The sequence below is a fragment of the Streptomyces sp. NBC_00236 genome (assembly GCF_036195045.1).
Lineage (GTDB): Bacteria > Actinomycetota > Actinomycetes > Streptomycetales > Streptomycetaceae > Streptomyces.
Window position 1 is genome coordinate 5404056 of record NZ_CP108100.1, and the last position, 21713, is coordinate 5425768.

The 21713-nt window shown below is 69.0% G+C and carries 26 protein-coding genes and 1 tRNA gene; 17 read left to right on the forward strand and 10 right to left on the reverse strand.

What is annotated here, in order from left to right:
* Positions 1-7: 7 nt before the first annotated feature.
* Positions 8-859 (reverse strand): helix-turn-helix domain-containing protein, encoded by an 852-nt coding sequence (locus tag OG446_RS24480; RefSeq protein WP_328896044.1) that lies wholly within the window; start codon positions 857-859, stop codon positions 8-10.
* Between the two features lie 311 nt (positions 860-1170).
* On the opposite strand from OG446_RS24480, the gene OG446_RS24485 reads away from it, so the two are divergent.
* Positions 1171-1710 carry an ATP-binding protein gene (locus OG446_RS24485; protein WP_328896045.1) on the forward strand — a complete coding sequence of 180 codons (540 nt, stop codon included), beginning with the start codon at positions 1171-1173 and terminating at the stop codon, positions 1708-1710.
* Between the two features lie 250 nt (positions 1711-1960).
* On the opposite strand, the gene OG446_RS24490 is transcribed toward OG446_RS24485, so the two are convergent.
* A complete protein-coding gene (locus OG446_RS24490) occupies positions 1961-2386 on the reverse strand; it encodes a hypothetical protein (protein WP_328896046.1) in 426 nt (141 codons plus the stop codon).
* A 383-nt stretch (positions 2387-2769) separates the two neighbouring features.
* Between OG446_RS24490 and OG446_RS24495 the strand changes: the two genes are divergently transcribed.
* Both OG446_RS24495 and OG446_RS24500 read left to right on the forward strand, forming a co-directional pair.
* Complete coding sequence (locus OG446_RS24495) at positions 2770-4482, forward strand: FG-GAP repeat domain-containing protein (RefSeq protein WP_328896047.1); 1713 nt, start codon at positions 2770-2772, stop codon at positions 4480-4482.
* Positions 4483-4959: 477 nt separating this feature from the next.
* Complete coding sequence (locus tag OG446_RS24500; RefSeq protein ID WP_328896048.1) at positions 4960-5148, forward strand: hypothetical protein; 189 nt, start codon at positions 4960-4962, stop codon at positions 5146-5148.
* Here the strand turns inward: OG446_RS24500 and OG446_RS24505 are convergent.
* On the reverse strand, positions 5114-5554 hold the full coding sequence (locus tag OG446_RS24505) for a hypothetical protein (RefSeq protein WP_328896049.1): 441 nt from the start codon (positions 5552-5554) through the stop codon (positions 5114-5116). The two genes, OG446_RS24500 and OG446_RS24505, sit on opposite strands and share 35 nt — an antisense overlap.
* Positions 5555-5849: 295 nt before the next feature.
* On the opposite strand from OG446_RS24505, the gene OG446_RS24510 reads away from it, so the two are divergent.
* The 5 genes from OG446_RS24510 to OG446_RS24530 all read left to right on the forward strand — a co-directional run bounded on the left by OG446_RS24510 (position 5850) and on the right by OG446_RS24530 (position 8437).
* The gene (locus OG446_RS24510) at positions 5850-6446 is read left to right on the forward strand and encodes a DinB family protein (RefSeq protein ID WP_328896050.1); all 597 of its coding nucleotides are present in this window, start codon (positions 5850-5852) and stop codon (positions 6444-6446) included.
* A 45-nt stretch (positions 6447-6491) separates the two neighbouring features.
* Complete coding sequence (locus OG446_RS24515; RefSeq protein ID WP_328896051.1) at positions 6492-6860, forward strand: DUF2750 domain-containing protein; 369 nt, start codon at positions 6492-6494, stop codon at positions 6858-6860.
* Positions 6861-7251: 391 nt separating this feature from the next.
* Complete coding sequence (locus OG446_RS24520) at positions 7252-7743, forward strand: DUF2975 domain-containing protein (RefSeq protein WP_328896052.1); 492 nt, start codon at positions 7252-7254, stop codon at positions 7741-7743.
* Positions 7743-7964: a helix-turn-helix domain-containing protein gene (locus tag OG446_RS24525; protein WP_328896053.1), complete on the forward strand. Its 222-nt coding sequence runs from the start codon at positions 7743-7745 to the stop codon at positions 7962-7964. Before OG446_RS24520 ends, OG446_RS24525 begins: the two co-directional genes overlap by 1 nt.
* Positions 7965-8092: 128 nt before the next feature.
* Positions 8093-8437, forward strand: a complete 345-nt coding sequence (locus OG446_RS24530; protein WP_328896054.1) for a hypothetical protein — start codon at positions 8093-8095, stop codon at positions 8435-8437.
* A 163-nt stretch (positions 8438-8600) separates the two neighbouring features.
* Here OG446_RS24530 and OG446_RS24535 read toward each other — a convergent pair whose 3' ends face one another.
* Complete coding sequence (locus OG446_RS24535) at positions 8601-8792, reverse strand: hypothetical protein (protein ID WP_328896055.1); 192 nt, start codon at positions 8790-8792, stop codon at positions 8601-8603.
* Between the two features lie 141 nt (positions 8793-8933).
* Between OG446_RS24535 and OG446_RS24540 the strand changes: the two genes are divergently transcribed.
* Positions 8934-9344, forward strand: coding sequence for a Tox-REase-5 domain-containing protein (locus tag OG446_RS24540; protein ID WP_328896056.1), 411 nt, complete (start codon positions 8934-8936; stop codon positions 9342-9344).
* A gap of 17 nt (positions 9345-9361) precedes the next feature.
* Positions 9362-10093 carry a hypothetical protein gene (locus OG446_RS24545; protein WP_328896057.1) on the forward strand — a complete coding sequence of 244 codons (732 nt, stop codon included), beginning with the start codon at positions 9362-9364 and terminating at the stop codon, positions 10091-10093.
* Between the two features lie 128 nt (positions 10094-10221).
* On the opposite strand, the gene OG446_RS24550 is transcribed toward OG446_RS24545, so the two are convergent.
* Positions 10222-10587: a hypothetical protein gene (locus tag OG446_RS24550; RefSeq protein ID WP_328896058.1), complete on the reverse strand. Its 366-nt coding sequence runs from the start codon at positions 10585-10587 to the stop codon at positions 10222-10224.
* Positions 10588-10665: 78 nt separating this feature from the next.
* Between OG446_RS24550 and OG446_RS24555 the strand changes: the two genes are divergently transcribed.
* The gene (locus OG446_RS24555) at positions 10666-11415 is read left to right on the forward strand and encodes a maleylpyruvate isomerase family mycothiol-dependent enzyme (protein WP_328896059.1); all 750 of its coding nucleotides are present in this window, start codon (positions 10666-10668) and stop codon (positions 11413-11415) included.
* A gap of 101 nt (positions 11416-11516) precedes the next feature.
* Here OG446_RS24555 and OG446_RS24560 read toward each other — a convergent pair whose 3' ends face one another.
* Positions 11517-11942, reverse strand: a complete 426-nt coding sequence (locus OG446_RS24560; RefSeq protein WP_328896060.1) for a hypothetical protein — start codon at positions 11940-11942, stop codon at positions 11517-11519.
* 378 nt (positions 11943-12320) lie between these two features.
* Between OG446_RS24560 and OG446_RS24565 the strand changes: the two genes are divergently transcribed.
* From OG446_RS24565 to OG446_RS24585, 5 genes are all read left to right on the forward strand, one after another.
* Positions 12321-12911, forward strand: coding sequence for a hypothetical protein (locus OG446_RS24565; RefSeq protein WP_328896061.1), 591 nt, complete (start codon positions 12321-12323; stop codon positions 12909-12911).
* A 63-nt stretch (positions 12912-12974) separates the two neighbouring features.
* Positions 12975-14201 carry a DUF6357 family protein gene (locus OG446_RS24570; protein ID WP_328896062.1) on the forward strand — a complete coding sequence of 409 codons (1227 nt, stop codon included), beginning with the start codon at positions 12975-12977 and terminating at the stop codon, positions 14199-14201.
* 155 nt (positions 14202-14356) lie between these two features.
* Positions 14357-14430 (forward strand) — tRNA-Ala (locus OG446_RS24575).
* A 240-nt stretch (positions 14431-14670) separates the two neighbouring features.
* Positions 14671-16293, forward strand: coding sequence for a Hint domain-containing protein (locus OG446_RS24580; RefSeq protein WP_328896063.1), 1623 nt, complete (start codon positions 14671-14673; stop codon positions 16291-16293).
* A complete protein-coding gene (locus OG446_RS24585) occupies positions 16293-16676 on the forward strand; it encodes a hypothetical protein (RefSeq protein WP_328896064.1) in 384 nt (127 codons plus the stop codon). Before OG446_RS24580 ends, OG446_RS24585 begins: the two co-directional genes overlap by 1 nt.
* Positions 16677-16752: 76 nt before the next feature.
* On the opposite strand, the gene OG446_RS24590 is transcribed toward OG446_RS24585, so the two are convergent.
* Complete coding sequence (locus OG446_RS24590; RefSeq protein ID WP_328896065.1) at positions 16753-17703, reverse strand: FG-GAP repeat domain-containing protein; 951 nt, start codon at positions 17701-17703, stop codon at positions 16753-16755.
* Positions 17704-17893: 190 nt separating this feature from the next.
* Positions 17894-19441: an outer membrane protein assembly factor BamB family protein gene (locus OG446_RS24595; RefSeq protein WP_328896066.1), complete on the reverse strand. Its 1548-nt coding sequence runs from the start codon at positions 19439-19441 to the stop codon at positions 17894-17896.
* A 478-nt stretch (positions 19442-19919) separates the two neighbouring features.
* Here OG446_RS24595 and OG446_RS24600 point away from each other — a divergent pair, with 478 nt between their 5' ends.
* Positions 19920-20900, forward strand: coding sequence for a nitroreductase/quinone reductase family protein (locus OG446_RS24600; RefSeq protein ID WP_328896067.1), 981 nt, complete (start codon positions 19920-19922; stop codon positions 20898-20900).
* An 80-nt stretch (positions 20901-20980) separates the two neighbouring features.
* Here OG446_RS24600 and OG446_RS24605 read toward each other — a convergent pair whose 3' ends face one another.
* Both OG446_RS24605 and OG446_RS24610 read right to left on the reverse strand, forming a co-directional pair.
* A complete protein-coding gene (locus tag OG446_RS24605) occupies positions 20981-21280 on the reverse strand; it encodes a hypothetical protein (protein WP_328896068.1) in 300 nt (99 codons plus the stop codon).
* Positions 21277-21678: a hypothetical protein gene (locus OG446_RS24610; RefSeq protein ID WP_328896069.1), complete on the reverse strand. Its 402-nt coding sequence runs from the start codon at positions 21676-21678 to the stop codon at positions 21277-21279. The genes OG446_RS24605 and OG446_RS24610 overlap by 4 nt, the downstream gene beginning before the upstream one ends.
* Positions 21679-21713: the final 35 nt, after the last annotated feature.

Below are 21713 nucleotides of genomic sequence, written 5' to 3' on the forward strand. Positions count from 1 at the left end.
TATCTCCTCACAGTTGGCGTGCGATGCTGCGGATGAAGTCGCGCGACCTGTCTCGTGACAGCGCGATTCCCTCCATCCAGTCCAAGTGGGCCCGGTACTTCGCTAGCTGTGTTCCCGAGTGGACGAAGAGGGGGCCGTGTGAGTTGTCGATCTGCACGGTGTCCAACTGGGGTACAGCGCCCTCGGCATACAGCACGGTCTGGCCGGCGCCAGGAAACGCGCCGGCGTCGAAGGGGATGACACGGAGCGTCACATTCTGCTGCTCGGACATCTTCAGTAGGTGGCCGAGTTGGCTCCGTGCGACTGTCCGTCCACCGAACTGCATGCGGAGAGCAGCCTCGTGGATGATGCCTACGTAGGGCGGCGGCGAATCCCCATTCAGGACCTCCTGGCGCTCCACGCGGTGCGCGAGCCGCAGCGTGATGTCCCGCTCCGGAAGTTGGGGAACCACTACCCGGAAGAGTGCCAGGGCGTGGTCGGACGTCTGAAGGAGACCCGGAATGTGCATTGAGTAGGCGGCTCGCATGCGGAGGGCGGAGGCCTCCAGTTCGGCGATGTCGAGCAGGCCCTGAGGCAGCGTGCCTCGGTATCTCTCCCACCAGCCGCGAGTGCCGGTCTGAGCCATCTCGACAAGGCCGTCTACGTACTTCTCGTCCGTGCACCGGCAGTGGAGGGCGAGCTTACGTAGGCGCTCTGTGCTGATGGGGCGTGTGCCGGCCTCGATGTTCGAGATCTTTCCCCGGTCCGTGCCGAGCAGGTTGGCGGCAAACTCGGCTGAGACGTCAGCAGTCGTGCGCATTCGGCGCAGCTCGGAGCCGAGCCGTTTCTGACGTTCGGTGGGGGAGGGCCTGGCTGCCATGCCGTTCCTTTCCGCGGGCGATCAATGGCAGTCTGCCGCGTGGCCGCGCCAGGTGACCACGAAAGGGTTCATTCACCCATTGGGTAGGGTAATTTTACCCTGCTTGCGCTACGTTCAGTAGTGCACCGCTCACGCAGCGACAAGCAAGAAGTGCATCGCGCGGTCCTGCCCGCAACCTCCTCCCCTGGGAGGGGCGGGGCCACGCCAGGGGGACAGGCCACTGCTCGTCGTCCGTATCGCGTGAGCCATTCGTGCGCACCCATGAGGAAGAGAGATACCGCCAACTCGTCGCCCTCGAAGGGGAGTCAGTCATGCACTCATCTCCACTCGCCGCACTCTGTCCCGCAGTCGCCGAGGCGCGTACGCCCTTCCCGGATGCGTACGCACACTCGATCCAGCACCGGCCGCCTCAGCCGCATCTTCGCCCGAAAGGCACGTCCGGGCGGTCCGCGCTCCGCCTCTCCCTCAGCTTCACTCTCCCCGGTGACGTGCGCAGCGCCCGCATCGCCCGTACGGCGACCGCGGTCGCTCTGGAGGCGCACGGCCTTGCCGCGTACGTCTGGCCGGTGACGTACGCGGTCACCGAACTCGTCGCGGTCACCGCAAGGATGAGCCCCGGACGGGAGCTTTACGTGTCCCTGCGCCATCGCGACGACGCCGTCCGCCTCCTGGTCTGGGACCGGCATCCGCAGCACGCCGAACCCGATACCACCGCACTCTGCGAGGCGTGGCGGCGGCGGGCTCTGTGGCTCCTGGCTGCTGTCGTCGACGACTGGGGCGGGGAATGGGGCATGTGTGAGGCGGAGCAGCCGCAACGCGGTACCAAGTCCTGGGTCGTACTGCCCCGTTGATAATCGAAGGAGCCACTGTCCGGACGTCTACGGCCGCACACGGGCGCGCGCCCGTGTGCGAGGGGCGCTCCGGCCTCGGTGTTCACGCCCTGTGCGTGGCTCACGGCGGTGCGGCACACGTGCCGCCGCCGTGCGGCGAGCGGCGGATGGCGCAATCACGTGGGCAGCGTCTCGTGCAGGTTCGGTCCGTGACGGCTGCCGGTCGCAAGGACCGGCAGCCGGTGCCGGTCACGGTCGGCCGTCTGACGGTTCAGGCGGCGCTCTCGTGCAGCCAGCCCGAACACGAGTTCATGTCGTACGTCTGGGTCGGGTATTCACCGACGCAGACCCGGTACTCGACCCAACCCGACTCCGGGAGGCTCATGTTGATGTCGAGGCGGGATCCCTTTCCGTACTGGTTCCAGTCCCTGAGCTGTGTGCCGCTGTTGTCGGACCGGTAGTACATGACCATGATCGAGTGGCCATCGGCATTGTTGTCCCAGACCAGCAGATGCTCGCCGTCACGGACGAACGACGCTGACCCGTCACAGTAGTTCGGCTCATCGGTGCACAGGTCGCCGGTGTGGGTGCCGGGATAGGTGACGGTGTAGGTGGAGGCGGAGGCGGGGCCGGCCACCGCGAGTGCGGCCAGCATGCCTGCGGCAGCGGTGCCTATGAGCTTGGAGCGCTTCTTCATCCTGGTGGTCCTCGGATCGACGGTGTCATACCGGCAGCCGGCGAGTGCAACGGCGACGGCCGCAGGTGAATCGGGAGCGAACGGATGCTAGCGAAGAGGTTGATCTTGGGCCAGAGTCAGGAGCCGATTCCTGATCGTTCCTCATCCCCGATGCTCGATGCTTCACTCCCGCGTCCGGAAACCCGGGACCGCAGGCGCACGGGCGTCAGACCACTCACGCTGCCCCGGCTCGAACCCTCCGTGTTCGACGGCCCGCCACGTGGGCGAATCGGCGCGATCGAAACACTCATAAGTGCCCAGGTCAATGGGGTGAGTCGGGGGACGTCCGGCCGGCCGGGTATATGCCCTTAGCATGTGCCTCCACATACTTCATTGGGGGGAGCATGTCGCATTCTTCACGCCGGCGTCCGCACTCCGTGCGCGCCCGACTCGTCGCCGCCTGCGCGGGTGTGGCGGCCATGGCCGGGATGTTGCTGTCGTCTCCGGCGGTTGCCGATTCGGTGCCGCCGACTGCGCCCAGGGCCCTGCCCCGGGCGGACTACTTGGGAGACGGACTGGGCCAGATCATGTACCGCCCGCTCACCGGCCCGTTCATGCTGGCAAACCCGGTGAGCGGACACCTGGCCTACCAGTTCTTCCTCGAGGAGGACCTTCCGGGTGACGTCTCCTTCAAGGACTACATCCCGGTCGGTGACCAGGACGGCGACGGTGGACCCGAGATCCTGGTGCTCACCACCAACGGGACGCTCAGCCTGGTGCGCACCGGCCGGGATTCGAACTGGGCGTACGTGGGAGAGCAGGACCGTGTGGGGTCCGGCTGGCAGATCTACAACAAGGTGCTGTCGCCGGGCGACCTCAACGGTGACGCCCTGGCGGATGTTCTGGCCCGAACCCCGGGCGGCGACCTGTACTTCTACGCTGCCACCGGTAGCAAGGACGTGCCGTTCGCACGGCGTGTCAAGATCGCCAGTGGCTGGCAGATCTACGACCAGTTGGTCGGTGTCACGGACAACGACGGCGACGGTGTCGGCGACGTCGTCACCCGCACACCCTCGGGGCAGCTCTTCTTCCACTCCGGAATCGCAGGTGCGTCCCCGGCGTTCAAGGCGCCGGCCGGGATCGGCGTCGGGTGGGGCGTGTACAACCAGATCGCCGGCGGCGACGACATGGACGGTGACGGCAACGGCGACCTCGCGGGCAGGACGGTCGACGGGGCCCTCTACGTCTACAAGGGGCTCGGCGACGGCAGCTTCGCGCGGCGGACCCAGAGCCTGTTTGCCAGTGGCTGGCAGAAGGGGGACGTGATCGTCGGTGCGGGAGGGAACCCCGCCTACGGCAAGCGCAGCATCCAGGCTGTCAGCACCGACGGCAAGCCCTATACGTACGAGACGCTTGGTAACGGCTTGCTGGCGCCGCGTCGGCAGGCGCCCTCGCCCTACAAGTGCAGCACGTCGTACGGCGGCACGAGGCTGATGACCTTCGCCTCCGACACCGCTCTCGACAACCGGCCCGAGATGCTCGCAGTGTGCGGGAACGGCTGGCTGACCGGCGGAACCGAGGGCCAGTGGGCCATTGGCGGCGGGTGGGGTGTCTACAACGCTCTGCTCGGCCCCGGAGACCTCACCGGAGACGGCAAGGGCGACCTGCTCGCACGCGAGAAGTCCGGCCGTCTCTACCTCTACCGAAGCACCAGCGACGCTTTCTCCGCGTCAGTCCCGTCCTTCGCCTCCCGGGTCGACGTCGGCGGGGGCTGGGGCGTCTACGACCGGATCGTCGGCGCGGGCGACTACACGGGTGACGGGCGGTCCGACATCGTGGCCCGTACGACAGCGGGAGTTCTGTACCTGTACGCCGGGACGGGCAGTACCTCCGCCCCGTTCGCGCCCCGTGTCAAGGTGGGCGCCGGCTGGCAGATCTACAGCAAGCTCGCAGCCATCGGGGACGTGGACGGTGACGGCAGAGGCGACCTCCTCGCAGCCGACCGCGGCGGCCACCTCTACCGCTACTCCTCGACCGGTGCCGCCCCGGGGTCCGGGTCGTTCCGCGCCCGAGCGCTGATCGGTGGTGGCTGGAACACGTACCGCGAGCTCAACTGAGGCGGCGCGGGCAACCTGGCGTGGGTGGACGCGGGCCGGGAGACCACCGGTCCGCCCACGCCCGGACCACCGGCCCGCCCACGCCCGGGGGATCGTGCGACGGGCGCTCAGCGGCAGGCAACACCACCGAATGAGCGCGGGAAGCCGACGGGAAGCGGGGTGTCGATGAGGCGAGGAAGACGGCGGACGAGGTGCAGAAGCACGTGGACGACGCGACCGTTGAGTCGGCCGGGAGGCCCGTTCCCTGTGCCGCCATCGACGTTCGGGTGTCGGCCGGGCCGCCTTCGAGTCCGGCCTGCCGACGGCGTCATTGCCGACGAGATGGCCGGCGGTCGGGTCTGGCGACTGCCGATCGGCTACGCGTACGGCGCTGCTCGGCTTCGGCCTGGTCCGCAGCCGGGGCGAGGTCGTTCCGCGCTGGGTGCCGAAGCTGGGCGGGCGAAGTGTCCCGCCGGCCCTGCGATCGTCCCGGCGACCGTGGGCGGCCTCTTCCTCACCGCGCTCGGCATTCACCGGCTGCACGAGGCCACTGACGTCGGCACGGCGGCCCGGCCCTACGACGAGGGCTGGGGCGTCCTCGCGATGGCCATGAGCGGGCTGATGAACCTGTGGGGGGCACTGCTTCTGATCCTCACGTATGCGTACTGCCGACGCCGCTGGACCTGATTGCGTGCGGCTCGGGCCGGCGGCCCCTGTCGGCCACCACCGCGCAGACCGCGAAGGTCACCCCGAACAGGCCGAAGATGATCGCCAAGTTGCCCTTCGCCTGGACGTCGGCCTGCCGCGCCGCTGCCTCCCTTTCCCGGAGCGCCGCGTCCTGTTGACCGGTCCACTGGTGGTCGAAGAGGCACTCCATGAACGGCTCGGTGAGTGTGGCGTCGCGTTCGGCGTCGCAGTAGTCGAAGGGGCTGTCCTTGCTGCCGGACTCGTTCACCAGCTCACTGTCCGCCCCACCAGCCACTTTGGATGTGGCGTCCAAGGCGATCGCGGACAGGATCACTGCCGTGATCATGCTGATCATGGCCACGACGACGCACAAGACGGCACCGGCACTGCGTCCTTGAGATGTCATGCCCGGGAGGCTAACGCCAGGCGCGAACACCTTCACATCCAGAGGCACTTGCCGGCCGGTTCGTCCGATGTGCGCGACTCGCGGCGTGACGATCACGCATGCCAGGCCGTGCTGAGTCGGCCTGGACGGTCGGCGCTCCAGCGCGGCGGAATGCTCCGGGTGACGACCAGGCGGGGCCCCACCGGCACACCCTCGCTCGGCGAGGCACTGGTCGACGGCTCCGGCTGAGGGCTCGGATCAGGGGCCGGAGGGTGGACCTTGAGACCACAAGCGGTCCATGGCAGGCTCATGCCGCATGATCGATGAATTCGCCAAGGACAACCTGCACGGGAGACTGCGGCGGGATCGCGAGGCGCTGCTCTGGAAACTCGACGGCTTGTCCGAGTACGACGCCCGCCGACCGTTGACGGCGACCGGGACCAACCTCCTCGGCCTGGTCAAACATGTGGCCACCGTCGAGGCCAGGTACTTCGGCGAGGTCTTCGACCGCCCTTCCCCGGAACCGCTGTGCCCGTGGCAGGAATCCGACGGCAGCGATCAGTGGGCGGCCGAGGACGAGACCCGCGATCAGATCATCGGGTTCTACCGGCGTACGTGGGAGCACTCGGACGCGACGATCAACGAGCTCCCCCTCGACGCACCCGGCCATGTGCCGTGGTGGCCGGAGCCCTATCTCAACACGAACCTGTTCGCCGTCATGACCCATGTCCTCAGCGAGTCCGTCCGGCATGCCGGGCACGCCGACATCCTGCGTGAGAACCTCGACGGACGGACCGGGTTGCGCGCGGAGCACGAGGGGTGGATCGACGAGGAGGCCCGCGCAGCCTACTGCGCGAAGATCGAACAGGCCGCCAGGTCTGCCGCCGGTTCGGCTGCACCGGCCAAGGCGTAGGGCCCTTGGCGAAATGAATGCTGGAGCACGCCAGGTGCGGCGGCCATGAGTCAGAGCGGTTCGCAAGCGTCGGCATTCTTCGAGGACGTAAGCCGAAGCAGCGTGGTCTGGTTTGTCCGGGATGGCGAGGGGAGCCCCACTCACCTCGATGAGGACGGCACGCGAAGTCATCCCTTCTGGTCGACCTCGACCCGCGCCCAGAGGGCAGCGAAGATCTGGGGGCGTGGGCTCCGCGTCGGGTCCATGCCCCTGGACATCTGGTGCGATCAGGTACTCCCCGATGCCGCCCGGGACGGACTCGTGATCGGTATCAACTGGAGCGGGCCGCGCCTGGTCGGCTGGAGTTTCACCCCCAAGGAAGTCCTCAACCGGCTGGCCCTGCCTTCCGCAACCGGTCACCCGATCACGGATTGACGTCCGGAGGCGATCACGGCGGGGTTTCCCTCCCTCTGGACGCCGGTGATTGTGCGGTGCGTGAAACGCCGGCCGTCCGGGTGCGGCGCAGCCGGTTGTCGTAGCGACCCCCGTCAAGGAACTTCCCGCCATCGGGCAACGATCGCGTCGGGACCGCAGGGCCGTTCCCCCGAACCGCTGCACTCCCAGCAGGCTTCGCCCGTGAAGAGCGCGCCCAGCGTCTCCCGGTCCTTGGCAGTCGCCGCCCAGGCCGCGTACGACCGCGAGCACGACGACTGACCGCCGCTACCTGGAATCAGATCGGGCCGACGGGCCCAGCATCAGCACCACCCCTTGCTCGATCTATCGAGATTCGATAGATTCCCATCGTAATTCGATGGAAGGGTGGGTCATGGGCAAGCTGACAGTGGGCGCGTTGCGTGTCGTGCTCGTGGTGGTGCTGGCCGGCACCGTGTTCGTGCAGGCCGGGATGGTGTGGGCGCTGGTCGGCGGGAACGACCCCGAGGACGGTTCGCTCCCGCTGACCCCGCTGCGGGTGTGCACGATCCTGGGCATGGTGGCGGTCCAGGTCGCTCTGGTCTGCGTATGGCGGCTGGTGACGATGGTGCGACGCGGCACCGTGTTCTCCCACACCGCTTTCCGGTACGTGGACGTCATGATCGGCGCGATCGTGGCGGCTGCCCTCGTGTGGTTCACGGTCACGGCCGTCAATGCGCCGGGCCAGCGGGACGATCCGGGCGTCACCGTCATCATGGGCGGGGTCGGTGTGGCCATCCTGGGGGTGGCGCTCATCGTCCACGTGCTGCGGATGCTGCTCGCCCAGGCCCTCGCGCGTGACGTCGAAGCAGCGCAGATGCAGGCCGAGTTGGACGAGGTGATCTGATGCCGATCACGGTCGACATCGACGTGATGCTGGCACGGCGGAAGATGTCCGTGGGCGAGCTCGCGGACCGCGTGGGGATCACGCCGGCCAACCTGGCGGTACTCAAGAACGGCCGCGCCAAGGCCGTACGCTTCGCGACGCTCGCCGCGCTCTGCGAGGTGCTCGAATGCCAGCCGGGCGACCTGCTGCGCTGGGAGGCCGAGGACACCACGGGCGGGTGATGCGCCCCGGGATGGTGGGCGGGAGTGAAGGCGCCAGGGCCCGACCCGCCCGACGGCACGGCATGCGGACCGCTTCACCCGGTCGCCCGGAATGCCCCGCTGTCAGTGGTGGCGGTCACCATGGAGCCATGACCCACGCGAGCCTGAACCCCGGCACGGTCTGGCGCCTTCACCACGCTGACCAGGAGATCGCCCGGCTGAACGTGACCGGAGCGGACATGCCGTGGATGCACGCAGACATCGAAGAGCTGCCGGGCTTCGAAGAGTTCCGCCCTGTCTTCATGGAACAGGAACGGGCTGCGGACGACGAGGACTGGGAACGGCTGGAGGACTGCTTCGAGCGGATCCGCAGCGCGCTGACCATGACGTTCCCCGACGGCACCCCGGTCGCCGAGTTCTGGCTGCGCATCCACGGCGACGGCACCGCGGGCTGGCGCTGGTACGACGAGCCGTTCGACGAGGTGAAGTCGTGACTCCGTGCCCACGTGCCTCCGTGCCCCGTGCCCCCGTGCCCCCGTGCCCCCGTGCCCCCGTGACCCCGTGCCCCCGTGACCCGGTCCAGTCGGCCGGGCGACCCGTGGGTCCCTCACGCGCTCGGCGCCGCGACAGGCGTCTCGGTGCCGGGCGCGTGCGCTGTCACAGGAGGTGGTCGGTCTTGCCGGCCTTGATGTCGCGGATCAGCTGCGGGAGTGACTCACGGCTGTCGGCGAGGTAGTGGTTCTCCTTGCCGAGGGCGGCGATGTAGCCGTTGCCGTCTGCGTCCGTTCGCAGCCTGAAGCAGTTGTTTCTCTCGCCGCAGGAAGCCTCTTCCCAACCTATCTCTGACATCCCGAACGTCCTGACGTTTGGCCTGAGATGGCGTGGACGAAGTCTCGTGACCCGGTGGGGCCGAGCGATGTGTGCTCCAACCAGTCGAGACGGCGCGGAGGCGGGCGGGCCTGTGGATAAGTCCGTCGGCAACCTGGCGGGGTGCCCTGCACGTCGGCGAAGAACCCTGCCACGTACGCCTATCCGCAGGAGATGGGCGCCCGCTACCAGGAGCAGGTCTCCGGGGTGCGGCGTGGCAAGGAGTACGAGGTCCCGCTCAACGAGCTGAACGGCAAACCGGTCGAGTTCGACGGGTGGGACTCCGCGAAGCAGACCTTCATCGAGACGAAGTGGGGCTGTCGCGGCCCGCGGTTCTACGACGAGGCGACCGGCAACCTCACCACGCTGGCCACGAAGCGATGGGTCGACCAGGCGACCCGACAACTGGACGCGGCGCGGGGCAAGCCGGTGGTCTGGCACCTCTCCGATCCTGATGTGGCCAAGGCCGCCCAGAAGATGTTCAGGGACCGAGGCATGGACATTAAGGTGATCCATGCGCCAGAGGTGCCGTGAGGCCGAAGGGGGCCGAAATGCTGGATGTGGTGGTCCGCGGACTGTGGGGCGTGCGTCAGCAGAGCCCCGACCAGCTGGCCGACCGATGGCTCGTCCTGCTCCGCGCACTGGCCGCGATCGACGGCGAGACATGCGGTCACTGGTACGAGGCGGCCGAGGTCAACGTGTCTCCGCCGGCCGTCGCGCTCACCGTCCCGGCGATCGCCGAGTACATCGACCGGCAGAACCCCGACTCCGACGCGGACTACATCGGGCGGGTGGCGTCGCTGAGCGCGGCCACTGTCCTCGGCCGGCCCCGGGTGGAGACTTGGATCAACGCGGGAGGTTCGGCGAAGCGGGTTCCCGACAGCTGTCTCGTCACGTTCCGCTCGCGGGAGCTGGACGAGTCCGTGGAACTGGTGCGGCGCTCCGGGGAGGTGCTGTCCGCGATCGGTGCGAGCTGGGATGCCGACTGGGGCGACGCGTACAATGACGACGAGCACGAGGCCGTGGCGGACGCGTTCGGTCTCCGTCCCAGCGAGCCGCGCGGCGGCCGGTCCGTGTACCTGTCGTCCGGCCGTGCGGCACTCGCTCCCGAGGACCTTCCGGGGACGTACACACGCACCGTGACAGGCGGCCTGCTCATCGATCTTACGCGGGGCGGTACGGCGCAGCCGTCCGTCGAGTCGATCGTCGAGGCGAACCGGAAGCTGCGCACCGCCGGAGCCCTCGAACCGCTGCCCGCACCCTTCGACCGCGCCACCTTCTGACCCGCGCCACAACAGCCAGCCGGTAGTTGAGAGCGATGTGGGTGCTCCCGGGCGCTTCCGGGGCGCCAGGGCACTCACATCGCTCTCAACTCCGGGCCGCCGCAGGGGAGCTGGCCGACGCCGACGGCTCAGGTGGGCTCCCTGCGGCCCGGGGGGAATTCGTTGCCGTCGAGGTCGGAGACCGTCGCGAACCAGGACGTGGCCCAGACGGTGAGACAGCCGGGCTCGTGGATCGTCTCGAACGGGTGGTCATTCCACGTCCCGTACGAAGTGACGTACGCGGCTTCCCCGGGCTTCAGCCAGTAGTCCTGCCCGAACGGCTCGAGCCACAGTTGCAGAAGCTCCTTGCCGTCGTTCTGCACCAGGAGCGGCACCGGGTTCCCCAGCTGCCGGATCGCCTCGAAGCCGAAGTCCCCGGCCTCGGGCATGTTCGTCCTCAGCGGATCGATGATCCGGTCGATGTCCGCCCGCTGCACCGAGTCCTGTTCGTCCACGTGGCCGAGGGTGCCATGGCTCCATGCCCCGTGGAGCCGCGGGCCGACGATGTCAGTGCCTGGTGATAGGAAGCCGGGATGCCACGGACACCCGCATTCGAAGACCTGCCGGCCCTGGTCGAGGACCGTTCCACTGCCCTGCGTGACTCGGTCGCGAGCTCGGCCGACCTGGAAGTCCGCGTCCCCGGCTGCCCCGACTGGTCGCTCCGCGACCTCGTCGAGCACCTCACCGAGGTGCAGCGCTTCTGGGCGGCGGCGGTAGCGGCAGGCCCGAGCGAGAAACCCCCGGCACCGGCACCGGCCGATGACACGTTGTCGGCCGACCTGCTGGAGCGATCGGCCGCGGCTACCCGAGAGCTGGTTGCCGCCCTTCGAGCCGCAGGTCCGGAAACGGGCTGCTGGGCCTGGTGGGGAGGCTCCGACGTACCGATGACCAGCGGTGCCGTGGCCCGCCATCAGGTCCAGGAGGCCGCTGTCCACGCCTTCGACGCCCAGCTGGCCACCGGAACTCCCCAACCCGTGCCTACCGTTGTGGCAATCGACGGCATTGCCGAGTTCATCGGGATCAGCCACGGCACTGCCGGCCCCTGGCCGCACGAGCCGGCCCGGATCGGCCTGCACGCCGCCGAAGGCGAGTCGTGGGTGCTCGACCTGGCAGCGTCCGGATCACACGTCCTCGGCGGCAGGCCCGCGACAGCCACCGGCCTGTACGGATCGGCAAGCGACCTGCTGCTCACGCTCCATGGCCGCCTCTCCCCGGACAGCCTGCGGATCCAGGGCGACCGCGCCGTCGTGGAGAGCCTCCTGAACTGGCCCGACCTGGGCTGACCTCCCGGCCGAGGCGGCGCCCTCAGGCGGTTCTGCTGTTCCGGCGACGCCCGGGGCGGCGACGCGCCGCCACCGCCCCGGGCATACCGCGCATCGGAGGGTCAGGCCCAGGCCGTCCCCAGATTCAGCTTCTCGATGCCGGTGATGTTCTGTACGTCGCTGTCGTAGTCGAACTCCTTGTAGGCGGCGCCCCCGAAGTGCGGGCAGGCCATCGCGGAGCCCTCGAGCTCGGTTCCCGAGGTGGTCCGGAAGGTGACCCACCAGATCACGCAGCCGCCGTCCGGGGCTCCCCAGCCCCCGCCCGGAAGGAGGTCCTCGAGCCAGCCCGTCACCCGGGCCTGTCCGTTCTCCACGCAGACCGTGATCTCGCCCTTGCCATACGTGTGGGTCTGGCTGTCGGTGACGCACTCGGGCGCCGCCTGGCCGGTCCCGGAGGCGATCGGCGCGGCCGAGGCGGCCGGCACCGCGAGCAGGGCCGTAGCTCCCAGCACTCCGGCAACGGCTGCGGCGCGTATGAATCCACTCATGTCGGTGTTCTCCCCTGTGGACAGATGATTGGGCTCGTGAATGGTGTGCCGGTGTTTCAGCCGCCCGGTCAGCGATATCCCGACCGGCGAGCGTGCAAAGCCCTCGACTTCGACCGTGCGGAATCCGTCGGGTGCGCCTCATCTCCCCGTGCGACGCATTGTTGGGGCGTCGGCCCGTGGCATCGAACCGGCCTGCCACCGCGATCACCGTACAAGGTTCATTCAGACCCGCAGAAGATTGAAAAGAGCCCCGACTGACCGAACGTGCACTTTTCAATGGGGGGCCGGCGTGCATGCGGGGGACTCGTGTGTCAGTGGCCTGGTGCATGATCGAGGCGTTCGGCGACAACGCCATCACGCAGTCGGGACGGGAGCCTTGTGACTGGGATCGAGCAGGAGAAGCAACCGGTCTCGGACGGTTTGTCGATCATGCGCACGCTGGAGCGGGTTCTCGGCCACGGAAACTCCGAGAAGGCTCCGCAGTGGACAGGGCTCGGCTTTCCCGTGATCGACCGGGGCGCGTATGCGATCTTTCCGCTCGCGGTGGCCCGGGTGCATGAGGGGAGTGATTCAGGAACGGCGGAGCGTCTTTCGGACATGAAGCACAGACTGCGGCGCAGTTGCGTCCATTTCTTCGGAGGCGACGATTTCCATGCGGAGATGGAGCTCGATGCCGAGGACGGATACGGCCGCAAGCTCGTTGATGCCGGAGCCGTCGATTCCGGACCGCCCTGGCGGTGTGTGTGGTGTATCCAGCGCTTTGCCATGGTGCTCGCGCACTCGGTCGATCAGCAACGCGTATGGGAAACCCTGGCTCTCCATGTCGTCCCGAAGGACTGGGTCCGGTACCGCCCGATCAACTCGGGTACAAAGCGCGAAGCATCACGCCACCGACGCATCCTCAAGGAGCGGGACGCCGCCGATGTGGTCTGGTCGTGGCCGCTTCCGGATGAGGGCCCTCCGGCGTGAAGGGGAGCCGCGCATGCGATGTTCAGGAACGAAACCCCGACCGGCACACCACAGAGGATGACCATGAGGCCACTGACCTTCAGCGACGACAAGGGCAACGAGCAGAAGTGGCTCCCGGGCGGCCCTGGGCCCGCCCTCGCCGCGATCCGGGACTTCATGGACCAACGCCGGGGTGACGGCAGCACGTCGGTCCGCATCGAGGACGCGGAGAACGAAGAAGCGCTGGTGCTCCTGTTCGACGACGGAGCCGTGTGCCGGGTCAAGGGGACGCAGGATTCGCGGACCGAGTACCGCCTCGTCACCAACGACAGCGGCTACCGCGACCAGATCGCCAACTTCGTCCGGGCCGGGTTCAGCGCCCTCGACCGCCACGGCCCTTGGCTGCCGGACACCGCCGCCCTCGCGCGGGCACGGCTCGAGGACGCGTTCGACGGATCCGTCCTGCGGCGGACCCATCCGCGCGAGCTGCGGCGTCGGCTGGAGGTCCTGACCCGGGCCGACGGACGCGAGCCGGTAACGGCCGGCGAGGTCACCCACCTCGGCTTCGGCAACGGCAACGGTGACACGGTGAACGCCTGGCTGGCAGCCGACGGCCGAGCCCTGGTGGTGACGTTCGACCGCACCAGCGCGCTGAACCCGCTCGACGATGCCGGCGCGCACGCTGCGGCGCTGTACGACGGCGTACCGGCGGACCTCCTTGCCCTGGTGAGGGACGTGCCCGAAACGGACACCACGCTCAATGTCCCGCATCCTGACGGCGGCACCCTGGTGGCCGCCACCGGCGTCTTCCACTTCTCCGGCCCCTGCGCCATGGCGGACGGCCTGGTGACCCGCCTGCAGGAGGCCGGGTTGGGCATCGAGGACACGGGGGTCGGCCGACTGCTGGACGGGTTCCTGGTGATGACGGACTTCGCTCCCGCCGCGGTCGCGGAGGCGGCGGAGTGGTGGAGCGCCGAGGATGTCGCGAGAGGGTTCGCCGCGACTACCGCGACTACCGCGACTCCCGCGCCGGGACAGGGGCAGTCCGTGACCGCGCCTCTCGACCGGGATTCCGTGGACCGCTTCTGCGCGATCTGGGCCGACTCCGGGTACAACGACCGCTGGGATGTGCACTACGTCCTGTTCGACGGCTGCACCCTTGAGGAGACGAGTGAGGACCGGGGCGAACTCCTGGAACTGATCCGGACGTTGGGGCTCGTCCGCGTCGACACTCCTCCGGGAGCCGCCGACGGCGAGGTGTGGGTCCGCACGGATCCCCGCATCGACTCCGAACTGGGCAACTGGGCGTAACAGGAAGCCGAGGAGTGGCTGCGGCGAGGCCGGCCGCCCGTCCGGTAAGGCGGAGTCCGGTCATCCTGAGTACGTTGTGGTCCGCCGGATACTCCCTTCGCACGGCAAAACCGAGAGCGCTGGGGGTGCCGTGTCCGTACGATCACCAGCGGGACGGAGCTCGTAGCGCAGTGGTCGTCGCGCCTTCACGGCATGTGGGAAGACGCCGGTTCGAATCCGGCCGGCTCCGTCCCGGCTGTCGTCGGCACCCCGGACAGCTTGCGGAGCCGCCGGGTGCGGCAGGAGTTCGGCCTCCGTCCGAGCGCTTCGCTCGGCGGCCCGTCGGTGGACCTGTTCCCCGAGTGCGGCACGCGCTCCCGAGGGGCTGCCCGGGACCGTCGCCCGCAGCCTCCCGGGACGGGCCCGACCGTACGGCGATTTGGGTCTGTGGGCCCAATACGCCCGAAGCGCCCGTCGATACCGTCGACGTATGTCATCCATGGGGGAGTTGCGTCGTCGAGTGCGCCGATGGTCGCGGGCTTCGGTGCCGCGTACGGGTGTGCGGTTGCCGGTGGTGCGGCGGCGGGGGGACCGGGGTCAGGGCGCGTTGGAGTACCTGGGTCTGACGCTGGTGGTCGTGGCGGTCATCGGTGCCCTGGTGGGTACGGGGATCGGTGCTGATCTGACGGCGAAGATCGGTGTGCAGGTCTGCCGGATCGGTGGCGGCGGCAACTGTGGTGGTGACAGCGGGAGCCAGGCGCAGGGCGGTGATCAGAACGCTCCGGGGCAGGGGGATCCGGCTTCGGACAAGAATCCTGACGGTTCGCCGAAGTCGCCGGAGCAGATCGCGTACGACAAGGCGCTGAAGGATCTCCAGGACGCGCAGAAGGACGAGAAGTCCAACAGCGACAAGGCGATCGACGCGGCGAAGGAACTCGCGAAGATCCTGGCCGACGAGCTCGGGATCACCGACGCGCTGGACTGCATCACCAAGGGCGACATGGGCGCCTGCACGGAGACGTTGATCAACGTGCTGTTGAGTCTCGTCGGCGGAGCGGTCGGGAAACTCGCCGCGAAGTACGGGGCGCCCTGGAAGTGGAAGAAGGCCTACAAGCTCATCCAGAGCTTGAAGAAGCACGGCGGCGACCTCTACGACGGGCTCAAGGGACTCATCAAGAGCCGCGGCAAGGTCAAGGACGCCCAGAAAGCCCTCGACGACGCCGCAAAGAAACTCGACGACACCAAGAAACCCAAGAAGGACGACCCCAAACCCGACGAGAAGAAGCCCGACGAGCCGAAGACCTGCCCCGCCCGGCACAGCTTCCTCGCCGGTACACCGGTGCTCCTCGCCGACGGGCGGCGTGTGCCCATCGAACGCGTCCAGGTCGGCGACAGGGTCTTCGCCACCGATCCGGGCAGTGGACGCACCCGGGTGCGCAAGGTCGAGCAGGCGATCACCACCTACGACGACAAGCACTTCACCAGGCTGACGTTCCGGACGCCGACCGGCCCGGGCGTGGTGACGGCGACGGACACCCACCCGTTCTGGGTCGTCGACCAGCGCCGCTGGACGAACGCCGGCGACCTGGTGCCGGGGGCGCGACTGCAGACCCTGGACGGCCGGACGGCCGTGGTCGCGGGGATCACCCGCTACGACCGGCGGCAGACCACCTACGACCTGACGGTCGCGGGCATCCACACGTACTACGTGGCCGTCGACTCGACCGGCCTCCTGGTCCACAACAACGACCCGGCGATCATCCCGAGGGTCGACAACGCCCGGCTCCAGCAGACGGTCGATGCCCTGTACCACGGGGTCGGCAATGCGAAGCTGGTCGGTGACGGAAGTGCGATGGCCGCGGCGAGCGCCGAGTTCAACGGAGCCGACGGGGTCGAGGGCAGGAACCACCTGAAGAGCACCGCCCAGCTCAAGGCGGCCCTCAACAACTTCCTCACCAAGGACGTCATCCGGCTCAAGGGCGGCAAGAAGGAGACCGTGGTCAGGAGCGAGAAGGACATCAAGACCGCGAAGGCGCTCATCCAGGCGATCGACGACGCCCAGATGGGCAAGTACAAGGGGTACAAGAACTACCCCGGGCTCGAGGAATGCTGATGACCACCCCCGACATGGCCCCGGACGCGACCCCGGACGTGCGACTGGTGAAGGACCTCGTGGCCGAGATCCCCGCCTTCGAGGACCTCTACGAAACGCATGTGTTCAACCAGGACGGGATCCTGCCCCACGTCTTCTTCTGGGACGTCACCCAGGAGACGGTGCAGTCGTACCTCGGCCTCGACGCGGACGCGCCGGACTGGCGGCGCACCCTGCGGTTCCTGGAGGAACAGAGCGCACGGAACGTGCCCGAGATCGACGAGGTCGTGGTGACGTCGTTCCTGGAGTACCTGCCGTTCCCCGGGAAGCCGGGGCACGAGATCGTCGGCGAGCTGGGGCCCGTCATGGCGGCGAAGTTCGCGAAGGTACGCCCTGACGGCTGACTGGTGAACAGGGGCGGGCCGCCCTCCCGTCGGGGAGAGCGGCCCGAATCGTCATCCGTCCTGTTCGTCGACCTGCCTACAGCAGGTTGTAGATCTGGTAGCCGTGGCCGATTTTGGCCGGGCTCTCGAAGACGCTGCCGGCGTTGCCCGTGCCCGAGTACCGGAACAGGTCACCGTTCGGCTTGCGCGCGATCAGGTCCGCCACGCCGTCCGCGTTGAGGTCGCCGACCGACAGCAGACGGTCGTACGTGTTCCAGCCGGCGCCGATCCGCGTGCGGGTCGCGAACGGCACCTTGTAGTCGCCGGTGCCCTTGTACAGCCACAGGACGCCTGACGTGTCCCGGGCGACGATGTCGGGCTTGTTGTCGCCCGTCAGGTCGCCCTGGCCGGCGAGCTGGGTGTACTGGCCCCAGCCGCCGCCGATCCGCATGCGCGGGGTGAGGGTGCCGTCCGCGTAGCCGAGGTAGCCCCACAGCACGCCGGCCTTGTCCAGGCCGATGAGGTCGGCCTCCTGGGCTCCGCCGATGCTGCCGGGGGAGAGGATCGTGGGGTAGATGTTCCAGCCCTTGCCGACCTGGGAGTTGTGGAACTCGAGGTCGTCGTCGATCCAGCTGTAGGTCAGCTTCCCGTCCTTGTAGACGGTCCAGGTGTGGTCGCTCCACCCGTCCTTGTCGTTGTCGACGCTGATCGAGTCGGCGAACGCGTCGAAGCCGGACGTCACGAACTCCCGGGGCTGGAAACCCCCCTGGTTGTCCGTCCAGTACATGTACAGGTCGCCGGTCTGCTTGGTCACGCCGTGCATGGCAAAGCTGGGCGTTTCCACCGTGCCGACCGCGGTGGAGGCCGCAGCCGCCCCCCGGGCCTTTCCGGTCTGCTGCTCGGCACCGGCCGCGGCCTGTGCCCGCTCGGCCGCACCGACGGGGTCGCCGGAGGCGAACGACGTGCCGGCAGTGGCGGCCATGGCCACCGTGACGGCGACGGCGGCGAGAGCGCCGCGAACCGTACGGCGGCGTCCATTACTGATCATGGAGAATCCCCCCTGGGATCTGCTCTGCGTGCTCAACAGCACATGGTGCGTGCTGTCGTTGAGCGGAAGCCTCTCACGAGGGTCTGACAGTGCCCCGACCGGTGCCGGGCGCCCGTGCCGGCCCGGCCGCCGCCCGACGGGGATTCCACGCTGCCGGACGGGTGCCGCATGCGGTGGACCGGCGTGCGGCTCAGTCCCCGGCGGGGGCGAAGGAGATCATCCGGGCGCTGCGGTGTGCGTCGTCACCGTTCACGAGCGACGGCGTGATGACGATGCGGCCGTCCCTGTAAGCCAGGTTTCCCGAGAGCATCCCGTACTCCGGCTGCGTAGCGGATGCCGGGTGGCGCAGGACCTCCTTCTCCGTGTCGGCGCCGCCGGGGCCCAAACGAAGGACCCTGCCCGGCCTGCTGGAACTGGCGCCCTCGTACACGAGGACTGCCTTGTCGGCCTCCGGGCGCAGCGGGTGCAGCCTGCGGCCCGCATCGGACTTCACACCCCAGACGAGCTTTCCGCTGGTGAGGTCGTACGCACCGACCCGGTCGGTGCCGCCCAGCGCGACGAGGCCGTTGCCGACGACGGCGCCCGGGCAGTTCTGGATCCCCTGACCCGCGTCGCCGGAGTCGCCGCAGTACGCGAACCCCTTCGGCCTGGCGTCGATGGTCCGGCCGACCTTTCCGCCGGGGCCGAGCGCGACGACGCGCCAGTCGTCCTGGCGGCGTTCGGCGTGGAGGGTGGTGAGGACGACCGGATCCACGGAGAGCACCTTTCCGGTCTTCCAGCCGGGCCGGGTGCGGTACTGCCACAGCGTCCGGCCGGTGACGGGGTCGATCCCCCGGAGCCGGCTGTACGGGGTCTCCGATCCGGCCGCGCAGCCGTAACTCACCAGGAGCCGGGGGCCGCCCGCGACATCGTCGGGGTAACACCCGCCGGTCCTCTGCATGGGGATGTCGTAGAGCTCGGCTCCGTCACCGACCCGGTAGGCCGTGGCCTTCATGCTCTGCACGATCGCGAGGGTGTCGCCGCTGATGGCGCTGTGCACGATGATCGTGCCGTCCATGGAGCCGGTCTCGGTGAGCTCCTTGTGCCAGCCGGCCTTTCCGGTGCGCAGGTCGATCTCCTGGAGCTGGTCGCACCGGCTCTTCGCCCGGTTGTGGTGCACCACGACGACCCTGCCGTCGGGCGTGGGATTGACCGGCGTCTCGCAGACGGTGCTGGGCAGCTTCAGGCTCCACACCTGGGTGCCGTCGGAGAGACGGTGGGCGACGACCCTCCTGTCCAGGGCCTGGACGACGGTGTCGCCGACGATCCACAGGTCGTTGAGCAGGATGTTGCCCCGGGGCAGATCGGTCGGGTCCTCGACGATCCACGCCTTCGCATCCCCGGGTCTGCGCCCCGCGTTGATCTCGTCCGTCGTGGGGATCCGCTCCGGCGCGGGTGAGGAGGCAGCCGGCGAACGGGACGAGGTCTCCGGTCCGGAAGCCCCGGATGGCTTCGGCGTGCCCTTCGCCACGGGTGCCGCGGGCTGCTCCTTGCCGCCGCCGTCTGTCAGGACGTACGCGCCTCCTGCCGCTGCCAGCAGGAGAACGGCGACAGCGGTGGCCAAGGAGCCCCGGCCCGGGCGCCGCGGCCGGGGCGGACCGGGCGGATCCTGGCCCCGGCCCTGCTGGGCGTACGGGTTGTGCGGCACCGGTTGCCGCTGCGGCTGCGGTGCGTACCAGGGCTCTGGTGTGGGCGGCATCGGCGTCCCCCTCGCTGACGTTCGACTCGCTCCGGACGCCACGTCCGGGGCCCGAGTCCGTTCCGGCGTCAGCGTAATGAGGCCTGTGGCGGCACGTGGGGGCATGGCTCACATTGACGATTCGGCGTGACGCGGGGGCACGGGCCGCCGTGTTGACAGCCCGCCGGACGCGTGCCTGTAATGGACGCGGTGCCACGTGACGCCGGCCAAAGAGCAGTGGGCCGGCCGGTAGTCGGGTGAGCATCCTTCTTTGAGGGGCCCGTGATGAGTTCATACTCCGCGCTCTGCATCTGAGCATCTGACGCAGCGCTGCCGCGCGTCGCTGCTCGTCCTTCCCGCCGCTCTGCTGCGCGGGTGGCGTGCTGTCCGTCCGCCGGGTCCGGTGGCGGCGCGTGCGCGGCCCGCGTTCTCACCGGCCATGGCCGCGACCGCAGCGGCCCCACCGCATTCCCCTCATCTTCCGGAGACAGAAATCCGTATGCCCACGTACGACAAGAAGACGCTCGACGCATCGGCGGACGCCGCGGTCATCGCAGAGTTCCGCGCCCACCGGGGGAAGGTCGGTGGCCCCTTCGAGGGCCGGGACCTGGCCCTGCTGACGACCACCTCCGCGGCGTCCGGGACCCCGCGGACCACCGTGCTCGGCTACGTACGCCGCGGTGACTCGCTCATGATCATCGGGTTCGGGTCCGGCACACCGAACCACCCCGGCTGGTACCACGATGTGCTCGCCCACCCGGTGGTGGGAGTGGAGATCGGCACCGCGAACCTGCACATGCTCGCCGTGCCCGACCCGGGTGCGCACAGCGAGGAACTGCTCGAACCTCTCGACCGTGCCCTTCCGGCCGCGCACGGAACGGGCGGCCCATCGGCGTCGACCGTGCGTGTTCCGCTGGTCGTCGTGCTGGAGCCGGCCGATCCCGAGGTGTGGGAGGGCCGGCCCCGCGAGGTCAGGACCCTTGCCGACAAGGTGATGGAGGTCCACACCTGGCTCCGCGGGCAGTTGCGGCAGGTGAAGGCGGAGACCGAGGCGCACTTCGCCGCCCGCGCGGCCCATCAAGGCTCCGGCGAGCCGTCGGCGCCGGGGCTCGGGCTGCAGATCCGGCAGCGCTGCCTGGCGTTCTGCCAGGCCCTGGAGTTCCACCACACCAGCGAGGACGACCACCTCTTCCCGGGCATCACGCGGTACCACCCGGAGCTGGGCGCCGTCTTCGACCGGCTGCGCGACGAACACCGCACCGTGGCCCGCATCCAGAACGATCTGGCGGTCCTGCTGGCCGGTGTCGGCATCGCCGAGCCCCAGCGCTTCCGCGCCGAACTCGCGGCGATGTCGGCCGAGTTGAATACGCACTTCGACTACGAGGAGAAGGAGATCGTGCCCCTGCTGGCCGGCATCCCCTGGCCCCCCGCGCCGCCGGCCGCGGCGGAAGGGAACGCGGACGCCGGCACGGGGGAGTGACCTGACGGCGTCGGGCCGGGTGCCGTGGCGGCACTCGGTCCGGTCCGGGTCGGCCCGGCTCGGCCGGGGTTGCCCTCCCGCTAACCGAACCGCTCCACGGGCGTGCGCGCGCCCACCCGGAATTCGGCCAGGGCGACACCGATGTCGTGCGCCGATCCGGAGAAGAGCACCGACCGGTCGGCCGCCACGATGACGGTTCCGCCGCCGCGTACCCGGTGCACGACCGCCACCGCGTCGTCCTCGGGCAGCAGTACGTGGCCGAGAGGAGCGGCGTCCGGCGATATGCGGCGGTACAGCGCCTCCCCGAACTCGATGAGCTGTCGCTGCCCGGGTGTGGGCGGGGCGGCATCACCGACGGTTCCCGTGCGCGCGTCGCTCATGCCGTCGTCGCGTCATCGTTGTGGACCGACGCGAGTTCCGCGATCAGGTCCGCGTCCCGCATCCCCGGCAGGACGTACCCCTCGGCCTCGTCCCACGGGACGTCGAGGTCGTCCATGTGCACGCGCCACTCCGCACCCGGAAGGGCCCGGCGCAACTCCGTCACGGAATCCAGCACATGGGCGATCACGGGCAGCAGACGACCGGGATCGAACGGCATCTTGGTGGACCCGGCGACGATCTCCTCCGGATCGCCGGGCGTTTCGTACAGGTACAGGCTTTCCTCCTCCTCGTACGGGAAGGCCGCCATGTGCGCGGCGACGATGCGCTCGACGGATGCGGACTCGGCCTCGGTCAGCGGCGTCGCGCGCTGCGCGTGGTAGTAGAGGGAGACGCTCATGACGGGAGCGTACGACGCGGGTGTGACAACGCCGG

Bases quoted from the DNA above. Each gene is read 5' to 3' on its own strand.
- OG446_RS24480 (WP_328896044.1), bottom strand. From the start codon at position 859: ATGGCAGCCAGGCCCTCCCCCACCGAACGTCAGAAACGGCTCGGCTCC.
- OG446_RS24485 (WP_328896045.1), top strand. From the start codon at position 1,171: ATGCACTCATCTCCACTCGCCGCACTCTGTCCCGCAGTCGCCGAGGCG.
- OG446_RS24490 (WP_328896046.1), bottom strand. From the start codon at position 2,386: ATGAAGAAGCGCTCCAAGCTCATAGGCACCGCTGCCGCAGGCATGCTG.
- OG446_RS24495 (WP_328896047.1), top strand. From the start codon at position 2,770: ATGTCGCATTCTTCACGCCGGCGTCCGCACTCCGTGCGCGCCCGACTC.
- OG446_RS24505 (WP_328896049.1), bottom strand. From the start codon at position 5,554: ATGACATCTCAAGGACGCAGTGCCGGTGCCGTCTTGTGCGTCGTCGTG.
- OG446_RS24510 (WP_328896050.1), top strand. From the start codon at position 5,850: ATGATCGATGAATTCGCCAAGGACAACCTGCACGGGAGACTGCGGCGG.
- OG446_RS24515 (WP_328896051.1), top strand. From the start codon at position 6,492: ATGAGTCAGAGCGGTTCGCAAGCGTCGGCATTCTTCGAGGACGTAAGC.
- OG446_RS24520 (WP_328896052.1), top strand. From the start codon at position 7,252: ATGGGCAAGCTGACAGTGGGCGCGTTGCGTGTCGTGCTCGTGGTGGTG.
- OG446_RS24525 (WP_328896053.1), top strand. From the start codon at position 7,743: ATGCCGATCACGGTCGACATCGACGTGATGCTGGCACGGCGGAAGATG.
- OG446_RS24530 (WP_328896054.1), top strand. From the start codon at position 8,093: ATGACCCACGCGAGCCTGAACCCCGGCACGGTCTGGCGCCTTCACCAC.
- OG446_RS24535 (WP_328896055.1), bottom strand. From the start codon at position 8,792: ATGTCAGAGATAGGTTGGGAAGAGGCTTCCTGCGGCGAGAGAAACAAC.
- OG446_RS24545 (WP_328896057.1), top strand. From the start codon at position 9,362: ATGCTGGATGTGGTGGTCCGCGGACTGTGGGGCGTGCGTCAGCAGAGC.
- OG446_RS24555 (WP_328896059.1), top strand. From the start codon at position 10,666: ATGCCACGGACACCCGCATTCGAAGACCTGCCGGCCCTGGTCGAGGAC.
- OG446_RS24560 (WP_328896060.1), bottom strand. From the start codon at position 11,942: ATGAGTGGATTCATACGCGCCGCAGCCGTTGCCGGAGTGCTGGGAGCT.
- OG446_RS24570 (WP_328896062.1), top strand. From the start codon at position 12,975: ATGAGGCCACTGACCTTCAGCGACGACAAGGGCAACGAGCAGAAGTGG.
- OG446_RS24580 (WP_328896063.1), top strand. From the start codon at position 14,671: ATGTCATCCATGGGGGAGTTGCGTCGTCGAGTGCGCCGATGGTCGCGG.
- OG446_RS24585 (WP_328896064.1), top strand. From the start codon at position 16,293: ATGACCACCCCCGACATGGCCCCGGACGCGACCCCGGACGTGCGACTG.
- OG446_RS24590 (WP_328896065.1), bottom strand. From the start codon at position 17,703: ATGATCAGTAATGGACGCCGCCGTACGGTTCGCGGCGCTCTCGCCGCC.
- OG446_RS24595 (WP_328896066.1), bottom strand. From the start codon at position 19,441: ATGCCGCCCACACCAGAGCCCTGGTACGCACCGCAGCCGCAGCGGCAA.
- OG446_RS24600 (WP_328896067.1), top strand. From the start codon at position 19,920: ATGCCCACGTACGACAAGAAGACGCTCGACGCATCGGCGGACGCCGCG.
- OG446_RS24605 (WP_328896068.1), bottom strand. From the start codon at position 21,280: ATGAGCGACGCGCGCACGGGAACCGTCGGTGATGCCGCCCCGCCCACA.
- OG446_RS24610 (WP_328896069.1), bottom strand. From the start codon at position 21,678: ATGAGCGTCTCCCTCTACTACCACGCGCAGCGCGCGACGCCGCTGACC.